The sequence below is a fragment of the Thioalkalivibrio sp. ALJ2 genome, assembly GCF_000378325.1.
GTDB lineage: Bacteria > Pseudomonadota > Gammaproteobacteria > Ectothiorhodospirales > Ectothiorhodospiraceae > Thioalkalivibrio.
Genome location: NZ_KB899555.1, coordinates 1 through 11751, shown reverse-complemented (window position 1 = coordinate 11751; position 11751 = coordinate 1). Strand labels below are relative to the sequence as shown.

The window sequence follows — 11751 nt, the reverse complement described above, 5'->3', positions numbered from 1 at the left end:
CTTAAACGCGGCGTTTCTTGGGCGGCCGGCAGCCGTTGTGAGGGATCGGGGTGACATCACTGATGTTCGTGATCTTGAACCCCGCATTGTTCAGCGCACGTACCGCCGACTCGCGACCCGGGCCCGGACCGCGAACCATCACGTCGAGGTTCTTCACGCCGTGCTCGGCTGCGGCCGAACCGGCACGTTCCGCGGCCACCTGGGCTGCGAACGGAGTCGACTTGCGCGAGCCACGGAAGCCTGAGCCACCCGAGGTGGCCCAGCTGATCGTGTTGCCCTGACGATCGGTGATGGTGATGATCGTGTTGTTGAACGTGGCGTACACGTGTGCCACGCCCTCGGCGATATTTTTGCGGACCTTTTTCTTGGTCCGGGTCTGCGCTTGTGCCATGTACCTGTGATCCCAGTCTGATTACTTACGAATCGGGCGACGCGGGCCCTTGCGGGTCCGGGCGTTCGTCTGCGTCTGCTGGCCGCGCAGCGGCAGGCCGCGACGATGACGCACCCCGCGATAGCAGCCCAGATCCATCAACCGCTTGATGTTCATGCTGATCTCGCGGCGCAGATCCCCTTCCACCGGAATGCGATCGATCTGCGCACGCAGAGCGTCGACTTCGGCATCGGTCAGATCCCGCACCTTGATTTCCGGACGCACACCGGCGGCCTCGCAGATCTGGCGGGCCCGAGTCGGGCCAATGCCATAGATCGCGGTCAGCGCAACCACGGTGTGCTTCTGGTCAGGAATATTGATTCCAGCGACGCGAGCCATCCAACATCTCCATCAGAAACCGGCAAAGCCGGCTATAGTAGCAATGAATACCAGTGACGCCAAGCCTTAGCCCTGACGTTGTTTGTGGCGCTTGTCCGAGCAGATCACGCGGACTACGCCATTACGCCGGATCACCTTGCAGTTCCGGCAGATCGGCTTTACGGATGCCCGTACCTTCATGGTCTTTCTCCTTCAACGGATTCCCAACGGGATGGTCTAGCGGATCCCGGTCCCGCCGAATCCCTTCAGATTCGCCTTTTTCATCAGTCCTTCGTACTGGTGCGACACCAGGTGCGATTGCAACTGGGCCATGAAGTCCATCACTACGATCACGATGATCAGCAGCGAGGTCCCACCAAAGTAGAAGGGCACGTTCCAGTACAGGATCAGGAACTCCGGCAGCAGACACACGGCGGTAATGTACACCGCACCCACCGCGGTCAACCGGGTCATGACCCCGTCGATAAACCGTTCCGTCTGGACGCCCGGCCGGATCCCCGGAATAAAGGCGCCCTGCTTCTTCAGGTTTTCCGCCGTATCGCGCGAGTTGAACACCAGCGCGGTATAGAAGAAACAGAAGAAAATAATCGCCGCCGCGTAAAAGCCCACGTACAGCGGCTGACCGGGCGCAAGCGTCGTCGACAGCTCGCGCAGCCAGTCCATGCCTTCGGCCTGTCCAAACCATTGCCCCAGGGTCGAAGGGAACAGGATGATACTCGACGCGAAGATCGGCGGGATCACGCCCGCCATGTTCAACTTCAGCGGCAGGTGGGAGGACTGTCCACCGACAACCTTTCTCCCGACCTGGCGTTTCGCGTAGTTGATCGTGACGCGCCTCTGTCCGCGTTCGACGAACACCACGAAGGCCGTCACCGCGAGCGCCAGCACGATCAGGATCACCACAAACGCGGCCGCCAGCTCACCGGTACGCGCAAGCTCCAGGGTGCCGCCAATCGCACCCGGCAGACCCGCCACGATCCCGGCGAAGATGATGATCGAGATACCGTTACCAATCCCGCGCTCGGTGATCTGCTCACCCAGCCACATCAGGAACAGGGTACCCGTCACCAGCGAGACGACCACCGTAAAGATGAAGATAGGTCCCGGGTTCAACGCCATCGGCATGCCCTGAATGGTCTGCCCGTTGAGCGCGATCCCGATGCCGATACTCTGAAACAGCGCCAGCGCCACAGTCCCGTAGCGCGTGTACTGCGTAATCTTGCGGCGGCCCTGCTCGCCTTCCTTCTTCAGCTGCTGCAGCGCCGGCACGGTCGCGGCCAGCAGCTGCATGATGATCGCCGCCGAAATATACGGCATCACCCCGAGGGCGAAGATCGACAGCCGCTCAAGCGCACCCCCGGAAAACATGTTGAACATGTCCAGGATCGTGCCGCTTTGCTGTTCGAAGAACTGCGATACGGCGACTGGGTTAATCCCCGGCACCGGGATAAACGTCCCGATGCGGTAGACGACCAGAGCGCCCAGCACGAACAGCAGGCGTTGACGCAACTCGGTAAAGCCGGTGAGCCCGCCACCGGATCGTGCTGTCGCTCCACGCGCCATTATTCGGCCTCGACGCTCCCGCCGGCCGCCTCAATGGCTGCCTTGGCCCCCTTGGTCACGCCCACGCCCTTGACGACGCAGGCCTGGGTGACTTCACCGGACGCGAAGATCTTCGCGGTCTGGGTAATCTCGGGAATAACGCCAGCCTTCTTCAGGCTCTCCAGCGTGACCTCACCGCCAACCTTGGCCAGCTCGCTCAGGCGAACCTCGGCGGAATAGCGCTGCTTGCGCGACCGAAAGCCCACCTTGGGCAAACGGCGCTGCAACGGCATCTGACCGCCTTCGAAGCCGGTCTTGGTGAAGCCGCCGGAGCGCGACTTCTGGCCCTTGTGGCCACGACCGCCGGTCTTGCCCAGGCCGGAGCCGATGCCACGCCCCACGCGCTTGCCCGGCTTGCGGGCACCGGCGGGGCTCGAAATGTCGTTGAGTCGCATAGGTCAGACTTCCTCTACCTTCAGCAGGTACGACACCTTGTGGACCATACCGAGATTCTCGGGGGTGGCCTCGATCACAGAGGTGCTGTGGGTCTTGCGCAGGCCGAGGCCGCGAACACAGGCCTTGTGATTCTTCAGCCGTCCGGCGGTGCTGCGCACCAGGGTCAGTTTCAGCTTGCTCATGACTAGCTCGTCACTTCGTCGACAGTCTTGCCGCGCTTGGCAGCGACACGTTCGGGCGAGTTCACCTTGGTGAGCCCGTCGATGGTCGCCTGCACGACGTTGATCGGATTGCGCGAACCAACACACTTGGCCAGCACGTTGTGCACACCCGCCACCTCGAGCACCGCGCGCATCGCACCACCGGCGATGACACCCGTACCCTCGGAGGCCGGCTGCATGTAGACCTTCGCGGCGCCATGACGGCCGTTGACCGCATAGTGCAGCGTGCCGTCCTTCAGTGAGACATCACGCATCTCCTGACGCGCCTGCTGCATCGCCTTCTGGATCGCCTGCGGGACCTCACGGGCTTTGCCGTAGCCAAAGCCAACGCGGCCTTCGCCATCGCCAACCACGGTCAGCGCGGCAAAGCGGAACTGACGACCGCCCTTGACCACTTTGGCCACGCGGTTCACGCCGATCAGCTTTTCTTGCAGGCCGTCGGTGGCTTCGCTTACATCATTACGTGCCATTTATCTTCTCCGGTGGGTCGCGTTGGACTAGAACTGCAGGCCGTTTTCACGGGCGGCGTCGGCCAGGGCCTTCACCCGTCCGTGATAACGAAAGCCCGCACGGTCGAACGCGACCTGTTCGATTCCGGCTTTCTTTGCGCGCTCGGCAATCGCCTGCCCCACACGGGCCGCCGCGTCGGCGTTCCCGGTGTTGCCGGCGCTTTTCAGATCCTTCTCGACGGTAGAGGCAGCAGCCACCACCGCGTCGCCCGAAGGCGCAATGATCTGGGCATACATGTGGCGCGGCGTCCGGTGAATACAGAGACGATGCACCCCCAGCTCGCGGATCTTGAACCGCGCGCGACGCGCTCTCTTAAGTCTGGCCTCTTTCTTGTCCACTGGTGCCTACCTACTTCTTCTTGGCTTCTTTACGCACAATGCGCTCGTCTTTGTACTTCACGCCCTTGCCCTTGTAGGGCTCCGGCGGGCGGAAGGCGCGAATGTTCGCGGCCACCTGGCCCACCTTCTGGCGATCCGTCCCCTTCACTACGACCTCGGTCGCGCTGGGCGTCTCGATCGTGACCCCTTCGGGCACTTCAAACTCGATCGGGTGCGAGTAGCCTAGCGTCAAATTCAGCTTGGCACCCTGCATCTGCGCACGGTAACCGACGCCCACCAGCTCGAGTTTGCGCTCGAAACCCTCGCTCACGCCGTGCACATGGTTGCCCAGGATGGCACGGATGGTACCCGCAAGAGCGCTGTTCTTGGCGTGTTCGTTCGGCTTCACCTGAACGACACCATCTTCGACGGTGACCGTGACGGCTTCGGGGCAGCTCAGCTGCAACTCGCCCTTCGGGCCCTTGACCTTGATCTCGCCGTCCGCCTGCTCCACGGCCACGCCGTTGGGCAGCTTGATCGGCAGGTTTGCAATGCGCGACATGGCTGATTCCTCAGTAAATCTTGCAGAGGACCTCGCCGCCCTGGCCGGCGGCCCGGGCTGCGCGATCACTCATGACACCCTGCGGCGTGGAAATCACCGCGACACCGAGCCCCTGGTTAATACGCGGGAGCTCGTCCTTGCCGCGGTAGATCCGCAAGCCCGGGCGGGAGATCCGTTCAACGCTTTCGATGACCGGACGCCCCTCGAAATATTTCAGCTTCACCACCAGCTTCTTCTGCGCGACCTCGCCCTCGACCTGGACGTCGCCCACATAGCCCTCGTCGGCAAACACCTTGAGGATTCGCTCCTTGGCTTTGCTGAACGGGATCGCGACCTGCTCCTTGTTCGCGCGCTGCGCATTGCGCACGCGGGTGAGCATGTCGGAAATCGGATCGGTCATCATTGCTTCTGTCTCCTTACCAGCTCGACTTGCGCAGGCCCGGGATTTCGCCCTTCATGGCGTGCTCCCGCAGCTTGTTCCGCCCAAGGCCGAACCGACGGTAATAACCTTTCGGGCGACCGGTGACGCCACAGCGGTTTGTCTGTCGCACCGCCGCGGAATCACGCGGCAGCTTCTGCAATGCATGCATCGCGGCCAGGCGTTCCTCGGAGGACTTGGTTTCGTCCACCAGGATGGCCTTCAGTTCCGCACGCTTTGCGGCATATTTCTGGACCAGATGGGCGCGCTTCTTCTCGCGCTCGATCATCGATGTCTTCGCCATGTGCGCCTACCTCTTAGTTCCGGAACGGGAAACGGAAGGCTTCTAGCAGGGCCTTGGCTTCCTCGTCCGTCTTCGCGCTGGTTGTGATCGTGATGTCCATGCCGCGAATCTTGTCGACACGGTCATAATCAATCTCGGGAAAGATGATCTGTTCCTTGATGCCCATGGAGTAGTTCCCACGGCCATCAAACGCCTTTGCGCTGAAGCCACGGAAATCCCGCACACGCGGCAACGCCACGTTGATCAGGCGATCCAGAAACTCGTACATCTGCCGACTACGAAGGGTCACCTTGCAACCGATCGGATAGTCGTCACGGATCTTGAACCCGGCGATCGACTTGCGGGCCTTCGTCACCACGGGCTTCTGCCCGGCGATGGCCGTCATGTCGCTGACCGCATGTTCAATGATCTTCTTGTCCGCAACTGCATCACCCAGACCCATGTTCAGGGTTACCTTGGTGACACGCGGGATCTCCATCACGTTGGCATAGCTGAACTGCTTCTGCAGCGCCTGCTTCACGTTGGATTCGTATTCTTCTCTCAAGCGTTCCATAAACCGTCCGTCCGCGTTATGCGTCCACGACCTCGCCGTTCGATCGGAAGACACGGACCTTGCGGCCATCTTCCAGGGTCTTGAACGACACGCGATCACCCTTGTCGGTTGCCGGGTTAAAGAGCATCACATTGGAGACATCGATCGGCATTTCCTTCTCGATGATCCCGCCCCCGATCCCACGCTGGGGATTGGGCTTCTGATGCTTCTTCACCATGTTGATGTTCTGGACCAGGACCTTGCCATCCAGCACCTTGATGATGGTGCCTCGACGGCCCTTGTCCTTTCCTGCGATCACGACGACGTCGTCGCCTTTGCGAATCTTATTCATGACGACCTCACAGCACTTCCGGGGCGAGGGAGATGATCTTCATGTACTTCTCCCCTCGCAGTTCACGCGTCACCGGCCCGAAGATACGAGTGCCGATCGGCTGATGCTGATTGTTCAGCAGCACCGCCGCATTGCGGTCGAAACGAATGATCGAACCGTCGGGGCGCCGAACACCCGCGGCGGTGCGCACGACGACCGCATTATAGACGTCGCCTTTTTTGACCTTGCCGCGCGGGATGGCGTCCTTGACGCTCACCTTGATCACATCGCCCACGCGCGCATAGCGACGGTGCGAGCCGCCCAGCACCTTGATGCACTGGATGCGACGGGCGCCGCTGTTATCGGCGGCCTCGAGAACGGTCTGCATTTGAATCATGACTTCTCTCCCAGCGGCCGATTAAAGCGCGTCTTGCCCGACCACTTCGATCAGGGCAAAGCGCTTCTGCTTGGACATCGGCCGGCACTCACGGATACGCACACGGTCACCCATGCGCGAGACATTGTCTTCGTCATGGACGTGCAGCTTGGTGCTGCGCCGAATGAACTTGCCATACAGCGGATGACGCACGCGGCGCTCGACCAGGACGGTGCGGGTCTTGTCCATCTTGTCGCTGATCACGCGCCCAACGACGGATCGCTGGGTTTTGGAGACTTGCTCGGTCATCTTCTTAGCCTGCCTTTCGTTCGTTCATCAGCGTCTTGATCTGCGCGATCTCGCGCCGGACCTTGCCCACCCGGTCGGGGCGCGCCAGCTGGCCGACGGCCTTCTGCATACGCAGCCCGAATTGCTCCTTGTAGAGCGCCTCGAGCTCAGTGCTGAGCTCGTCGTCGGATTTCTTTCTCAGTTCGCTCGCTTTCATCACATCACCTGCCGACGGGTAAACACCGTCTTCACCGGCAATTTGGCTGCCGCCAGACGCATCGCCTCACGCGCGACGTCCTCGTGCACACCTTCCATTTCGTAGAGCATGCGACCAGGCTGCACCTTGCAGACCCAGTACTCGACGCCGCCCTTACCCTTACCCATACGGACTTCAAGCGGCTTCTTGGTCACCGGCACATCCGGGAACACCCGAATCCAGATCTTCCCGCCACGCTTGATGTGGCGGACCATCGCGCGACGCGCGGCCTCGATCTGGCGAGCCGTAATCCGGCCCCGCTCGACGGCCTGCAGGCCGTACTCGCCGAAGCTGACCTTGGCGCCGGTCGAGGCCATGCCCCGGTTACGGCCCTTGAACTGCTTGCGGAACTTGGTTCTTTTTGGCTGCAGCATGATCTTTCAGTCCTAGCTCGCGTTGGCGGCGGCACGGGTCCCTTCGGTCGGCTCCAGGCCAAAGACCTCGCCCTTGAAGATCCACACCTTCACGCCAATGATCCCGTAGGTGGTCCGCGCTTCGGCAAACCCGTAGTCAATATCAGCACGCAGGGTATGCAGCGGCACGCGGCCTTCGCGGTACCACTCGGAGCGCGCGATCTCGGCGCCGTTCAGGCGACCGGACACGTGCACCTTGATGCCCTGGGCGCCGAGGCGCATCGCGTTGCCGACGGCGCGCTTCATCGCGCGGCGGAACATGATGCGGCGCTCCAGCTGCTGCGCGATCCCTTCGGCCACCAGCTGGGCCTCGATCTCGGGCTTGCGCACCTCTTCAATATTGATCTTGACCGTGCCTTTCTCGAGACCCGTCTCGCGGGCCACGTCCTGGCGCAGCTTCTCAATGTCTTCGCCCTTCTTGCCGATCACGATGCCCGGACGCGCGGTCTGGATCGTGATATGCGCGGCCTTCGCCGGGCGGGAGATGCTGATGCGGCTCACCGACGCGTGGGCCAGTTTCTTCTGCAGAAACTCGCGCAACTTGATGTCGTTGTTCAGCGTCTCGCCAAACTCGCGGCCGTCGGCGTACCAGGTGGCCGACCACGGGCGAGAGATGCCCAGGCGGATGCCGGTCGGATGTACTTTCTGACCCATGCTTAGGCTCCCTTCTCGCTAACGCCGATGACGATATGGCTGGTGCGCTTCAGGATGCGGTTACCGCGGCCTTTGGCACGCGCGTGCATCCGCTTGAGCACCGGCCCTTCGTCGACCTGGATGCGCGAGATGCGCAGCTCGTCGATGTCGGCACCGTCGTTGTTCTCCGCGTTCGCGATGGCGGACTCCAGCACCTTTTTCACAATGGCGGCCGGCTTCTTCGCGCTGAACGTGAGTTCGTTGAGCGCCTCTTCCACCCGCAGGCCACGCACCTGGTCGGCGACCAGGCGAGCCTTTTGCGGGGAGATCCGCGCGAAACGCAGTTTTGCAATCGTTTCCATCGTTCGTCCTCAGCGCGACTTCTTGTTCGCGATATGACCCTTGAAGGTCCGCGTCAAGGCAAATTCGCCCAGCTTGTGGCCCACCATGTTCTCGTTGACGAGGACAGGCACGTGCTGCCGGCCGTTGTGGACGGCGATGGTCAACCCGACCATCTGCGGGATGATCATCGAACGCCGGGACCAGGTCTTGATCGGTCGACGATCGTTCTTCTCGACCGCATCTTCCACCTTCTTGCGCAGGTGGTGGTCGACGAACGGGCCTTTCTTCAGTGAACGCGGCATGCTGGGACTCCGTTACTTCTTACGCCGACGCACAATCATGCCGTCGGTACGCTTGTTATTGCGGGTCTTGTAACCCTTGGTCGGACGACCCCACGGGGTCACCGGATGACGGCCAAAGTTGCGGCCTTCGCCACCACCATGCGGGTGATCGACCGGGTTCATGGCGGTACCACGCACGGTCGGGCGGACACCCTTCCAGCGCTTGGCGCCGGCCTTGCCGTATTTCTTCAGGCTGTGCTCGGAGTGGCCAACTTCGCCCACCACGGCGCGGCACTCGGACAGGACGCGGCGCATCTCGCCCGAACCTAGACGCAGGGTGGCGTGCTGTCCTTCGCGGGCCACGACCTGCGCGGACGTACCGGCGGAGCGAACCATCTGGGCACCCTTGCCGGGCTTGAGCTCGACACAATGCACGGTGGTACCGACCGGGATCGAGCGTAGCGGCATGGCGTTGCCCGGACGAATCGGGGCCTGGTTACCACTCGCGACCTGATCACCCTGGTTCAGACCCTTCGGCGCGATGATGTAGCGACGCTCGCCATCGGCGTACAGCAGCAGGGCCAGGTGGGCGCTGCGGTTCGGATCATACTCCAGCCGCTCGACCCGCGCCGGCACGTTGTCCTTGTTGCGCTTGAAGTCGACCACACGGTAGCGCTGCTTGTGACCGCCACCCACGTGCCGCGTAGTAATACGGCCCGTGTTGTTGCGACCGCCGCTACGGGTCTTCTTCTCGACCAGCGCGGCATGCGGCGCACCCTTGTACAGGTTGTCGCCACGGATCTGCACCGCGTGACGACGACCGGCCGAAGTCGGATTCGTCTTGATAATCGCCATGACTAGACCTGGTCTCCTTCACCCATGTCGATGCTCTCGCCTTCGGCCAGCGCGACATAAGCCTTCTTCCAGTGATTGCGGCGCCCAAAAAGGCGCCCAAAGCGCTTCTTCTTGCCCTGCTGGTTCAGGGTGCGGACATTCTCGACCCGCACCTGGAACAGATGCTCGACCGCCGCCTTGATTTCTTCTTTGCTCGCGTCGGGCAGCACGCGGAACACGTACTGACCGACCTCGCCGGCCATGGTGGATTTCTCGGAAACCACCGGGCCCTGAATTACCTGCATCAGACGCGCATTCATGCCAGCCACTCCTCAACCTTGCGGATCGCCGCTTCGGTCATCACGACCGTCTCCGCGCCGACCAGATTGGCCGGATTGATGCCGGCAACGTCGACGATGTCGATATGCGGCACGTTACCCACCGCACGAGCGGTCATGTCATCCGCCTCGGCCAGCACGACCAGCCCCTTCGCGAGACCCAACTCCTTGAGCTTGGCAACGCCGTCGCGGGTCTTGCCCGTTGCCACGGCGAAGTCGGCCACTACCTTCAGCCGTTCTTGACGGACCAGCTCGGAGAGGATCGACGCCATCGCGGCGCGATACATCTTCTTGTTCAGCTTCTGCGAGAAGTCCCGGGTGCGCGCCGCAAAGACTTTGCCACCACCGGTCCACAGCGGGCTGCGGATCGTACCGGCACGGGCGCGGCCCGTGCCTTTCTGGCGAAACGGCTTCGCACCACCTCCGCTCACGTCGGAGCGCGTCTTCTGCGCACGAGTGCCCTGGCGCTGCCCGGCGAGGAACGCGACCACGCTCTGGTGCACCAGCGACTCGTTAAAGTCGCGCTCGAAGCACACGGGCGACAACTCTACGCTGGCACCGGTATCGGCTGTCGTTACTTGCATTGTCTTCAACCCTTCGCCTTGACGGCCGGACGAATCATCACGTCAGTGCTGGGCGCACCCGGCACCGCGCCCTGGATCAGCACGAGGCTGCGATCCGCATCCACCCGAACAACCTTCAGGTTCTGGATCGTCTTGCGCTCGGCGCCCATATGGCCCGCCATCTTCTTGCCCTTGAACACACGACCCGGGCTCTGGTTCTGCCCGATCGAACCCGGGGCGCGGTGCGCCAGCGAGTTACCGTGGGTCGCGTCTTGCGTGCGGAAGTTATGACGCTTGACCGCACCCTGGAAACCCTTGCCCTTGCTCTGAGAGGTCACGTCAACGACCTGACCTTCCTCGAAGCGATCAACCGTGATGGCGTCACCCGGGGCCAGGCCCTCGAGCTCATCCGCCTCAACACGGAATTCCCAGAGACCGCGCCCAGGCTCGACCGAGGCCGCAGCATAGTGCCCCGCTTCGGGCTTGCTGACCCGGGACGCCTTGCGTGCGCCGGCCGTCACCTGGACCGCGTTGTAGCCGTCGCCTTCACTGCGCTTGATCTGGACCACGCGATTGTTGTCCACCTGCAGCACAGTCACCGGCACGGAGACGCCGTCGTCAGTGAAGACGCGGCTCATGCCTAGTTTGCGACCGATGAGTCCAATGGCCATTGCAAAACCCCTTCCGTATCGAACGGCGCTGGCAAGCGCCCTAAAGCCGTGGCCCGGCGAACAATCCCGCCGGGCCACGGAAAGCCCAATAGTATGGCAGAAAGTTACGAGTTAGTTAAGTCGAATCTGAACATTCACGCCCGCGGCGAGGTCCAGCTTCATCAGGGCATCCACGGTCTTGTCGGTCGGATCGAGGATGTCCATCAAACGCTTGTGCGTACGCAGCTCGTACTGGTCTCGCGCGTCCTTGTTGACGTGCGGCGAGATCAGGACCGTGTACGACTCACGCTTGGTCGGGAGCGGGATGGGCCCCTTCACGCGGGCGCCCGTGCGCTTCGCGGTTTCGACGATCTCGGCCGCCGAGCGGTCGATCAGTCGATGGTCAAAGGCCTTCAGGCGAATTCGGATACGCTGGTTTGCCATCTCACTCACTCAATAATCTTGGATACGACGCCGGCGCCGACGGTGCGGCCGCCTTCGCGAATCGCAAAGCGCAGACCATCTTCCATCGCGATCGGGCTGATCAGCGACACGGTCATCTTCACGTTGTCACCCGGCATCACCATCTCGGTGCCTTCCGGCAGCTCCACCGAACCCGTCACGTCGGTCGTGCGGAAGTAGAACTGCGGGCGATAACCATTGAAGAACGGGGTATGACGACCACCCTCGTCCTTGCCCAGGATGTACACCTCGGCCTCGAAATGCGTGTGCGGGTTGATCGAACCCGGCTTGCACAGCACCTGACCACGCTGCACTTCGTCGCGCTTGGTACCACGCAGCAGAATGCCCACGTT

The 11751-nt window shown here is 62.2% G+C and carries 25 protein-coding genes and 1 pseudogene; all 26 read right to left on the bottom strand.

Translation table 11 applies throughout. The annotated features are described in order from the left end of the window. Position 1 precedes the first annotated feature (1 nt). Positions 2-391: a 30S ribosomal protein S11 gene (rpsK, locus tag F468_RS0105220; protein WP_012983509.1), complete on the bottom strand. Its 390-nt coding sequence runs from the start codon at positions 389-391 to the stop codon at positions 2-4. A gap of 21 nt (positions 392-412) precedes the next feature. Next, positions 413-769, bottom strand: a complete 357-nt coding sequence (rpsM, locus tag F468_RS0105215; RefSeq protein ID WP_012983510.1) for a 30S ribosomal protein S13 — start codon at positions 767-769, stop codon at positions 413-415. A 66-nt stretch (positions 770-835) separates the two neighbouring features. Continuing rightward, positions 836-949: a 50S ribosomal protein L36 gene (rpmJ, locus tag F468_RS14115; RefSeq protein ID WP_012983511.1), complete on the bottom strand. Its 114-nt coding sequence runs from the start codon at positions 947-949 to the stop codon at positions 836-838. A 36-nt stretch (positions 950-985) separates the two neighbouring features. After that, a complete protein-coding gene (secY, locus tag F468_RS0105205) occupies positions 986-2332 on the bottom strand; it encodes a preprotein translocase subunit SecY (RefSeq protein ID WP_012983512.1) in 1347 nt (448 codons plus the stop codon). Next, positions 2332-2766, bottom strand: coding sequence for a 50S ribosomal protein L15 (gene rplO / locus F468_RS0105200; protein ID WP_018994713.1), 435 nt, complete (start codon positions 2764-2766; stop codon positions 2332-2334). The genes secY and rplO overlap by 1 nt, the downstream gene beginning before the upstream one ends. Positions 2767-2769: 3 nt before the next feature. Continuing rightward, the gene (gene rpmD, locus F468_RS0105195; protein ID WP_018138193.1) at positions 2770-2949 is read right to left on the bottom strand and encodes a 50S ribosomal protein L30; all 180 of its coding nucleotides are present in this window, start codon (positions 2947-2949) and stop codon (positions 2770-2772) included. A 2-nt stretch (positions 2950-2951) separates the two neighbouring features. After that, positions 2952-3458, bottom strand: coding sequence for a 30S ribosomal protein S5 (rpsE, locus tag F468_RS0105190; RefSeq protein WP_018138194.1), 507 nt, complete (start codon positions 3456-3458; stop codon positions 2952-2954). A gap of 27 nt (positions 3459-3485) precedes the next feature. Continuing rightward, positions 3486-3836 carry a 50S ribosomal protein L18 gene (gene rplR, locus F468_RS0105185; protein ID WP_018138195.1) on the bottom strand — a complete coding sequence of 117 codons (351 nt, stop codon included), beginning with the start codon at positions 3834-3836 and terminating at the stop codon, positions 3486-3488. A 10-nt stretch (positions 3837-3846) separates the two neighbouring features. After that, a complete protein-coding gene (rplF, locus tag F468_RS0105180) occupies positions 3847-4377 on the bottom strand; it encodes a 50S ribosomal protein L6 (protein ID WP_018994259.1) in 531 nt (176 codons plus the stop codon). 10 nt (positions 4378-4387) lie between these two features. Then, positions 4388-4780, bottom strand: coding sequence for a 30S ribosomal protein S8 (gene rpsH, locus F468_RS0105175; RefSeq protein ID WP_018138196.1), 393 nt, complete (start codon positions 4778-4780; stop codon positions 4388-4390). 13 nt (positions 4781-4793) lie between these two features. Further along, positions 4794-5099, bottom strand: a complete 306-nt coding sequence (gene rpsN / locus F468_RS0105170; protein ID WP_018138197.1) for a 30S ribosomal protein S14 — start codon at positions 5097-5099, stop codon at positions 4794-4796. Between the two features lie 13 nt (positions 5100-5112). Further along, the gene (gene rplE, locus F468_RS0105165; RefSeq protein WP_018138198.1) at positions 5113-5652 is read right to left on the bottom strand and encodes a 50S ribosomal protein L5; all 540 of its coding nucleotides are present in this window, start codon (positions 5650-5652) and stop codon (positions 5113-5115) included. 16 nt (positions 5653-5668) lie between these two features. Continuing rightward, positions 5669-5983 carry a 50S ribosomal protein L24 gene (gene rplX, locus F468_RS0105160; protein ID WP_018138199.1) on the bottom strand — a complete coding sequence of 105 codons (315 nt, stop codon included), beginning with the start codon at positions 5981-5983 and terminating at the stop codon, positions 5669-5671. Between the two features lie 7 nt (positions 5984-5990). Continuing rightward, entirely contained in the window at positions 5991-6359 is a 369-nt protein-coding gene (gene rplN / locus F468_RS0105155; RefSeq protein ID WP_012983522.1) for a 50S ribosomal protein L14, read from the bottom strand. Positions 6360-6380: 21 nt separating this feature from the next. Beyond that, positions 6381-6647, bottom strand: a complete 267-nt coding sequence (rpsQ, locus tag F468_RS0105150; RefSeq protein ID WP_018138200.1) for a 30S ribosomal protein S17 — start codon at positions 6645-6647, stop codon at positions 6381-6383. A 4-nt stretch (positions 6648-6651) separates the two neighbouring features. Continuing rightward, complete coding sequence (rpmC, locus tag F468_RS0105145; RefSeq protein WP_018138201.1) at positions 6652-6843, bottom strand: 50S ribosomal protein L29; 192 nt, start codon at positions 6841-6843, stop codon at positions 6652-6654. Then, the gene (rplP, locus tag F468_RS0105140) at positions 6843-7256 is read right to left on the bottom strand and encodes a 50S ribosomal protein L16 (protein WP_012983525.1); all 414 of its coding nucleotides are present in this window, start codon (positions 7254-7256) and stop codon (positions 6843-6845) included. The genes rpmC and rplP overlap by 1 nt, the downstream gene beginning before the upstream one ends. Positions 7257-7268: 12 nt before the next feature. Continuing rightward, the gene (rpsC, locus tag F468_RS0105135) at positions 7269-7949 is read right to left on the bottom strand and encodes a 30S ribosomal protein S3 (RefSeq protein WP_012983526.1); all 681 of its coding nucleotides are present in this window, start codon (positions 7947-7949) and stop codon (positions 7269-7271) included. A gap of 2 nt (positions 7950-7951) precedes the next feature. Further along, positions 7952-8290, bottom strand: coding sequence for a 50S ribosomal protein L22 (gene rplV, locus F468_RS0105130; RefSeq protein WP_012983527.1), 339 nt, complete (start codon positions 8288-8290; stop codon positions 7952-7954). 9 nt (positions 8291-8299) lie between these two features. Continuing rightward, positions 8300-8572 (bottom strand): 30S ribosomal protein S19, encoded by a 273-nt coding sequence (gene rpsS, locus F468_RS0105125; RefSeq protein ID WP_012983528.1) that lies wholly within the window; start codon positions 8570-8572, stop codon positions 8300-8302. 12 nt (positions 8573-8584) lie between these two features. After that, a complete protein-coding gene (gene rplB / locus F468_RS0105120) occupies positions 8585-9406 on the bottom strand; it encodes a 50S ribosomal protein L2 (RefSeq protein ID WP_018138202.1) in 822 nt (273 codons plus the stop codon). 2 nt (positions 9407-9408) lie between these two features. Continuing rightward, complete coding sequence (gene rplW / locus F468_RS0105115; protein WP_012983530.1) at positions 9409-9705, bottom strand: 50S ribosomal protein L23; 297 nt, start codon at positions 9703-9705, stop codon at positions 9409-9411. Next, positions 9702-10307, bottom strand: coding sequence for a 50S ribosomal protein L4 (gene rplD, locus F468_RS0105110; protein WP_026296497.1), 606 nt, complete (start codon positions 10305-10307; stop codon positions 9702-9704). Before rplD ends, rplW begins: the two co-directional genes overlap by 4 nt. Positions 10308-10312: 5 nt before the next feature. Beyond that, on the bottom strand, positions 10313-10957 hold the full coding sequence (gene rplC / locus F468_RS0105105; RefSeq protein ID WP_012983532.1) for a 50S ribosomal protein L3: 645 nt from the start codon (positions 10955-10957) through the stop codon (positions 10313-10315). Positions 10958-11068: 111 nt separating this feature from the next. Beyond that, positions 11069-11380 carry a 30S ribosomal protein S10 gene (gene rpsJ / locus F468_RS0105100; protein ID WP_012983533.1) on the bottom strand — a complete coding sequence of 104 codons (312 nt, stop codon included), beginning with the start codon at positions 11378-11380 and terminating at the stop codon, positions 11069-11071. Positions 11381-11385: 5 nt separating this feature from the next. Further along, positions 11386-11751: pseudogene (locus F468_RS0105095) on the bottom strand (elongation factor Tu); the annotation flags it as partial.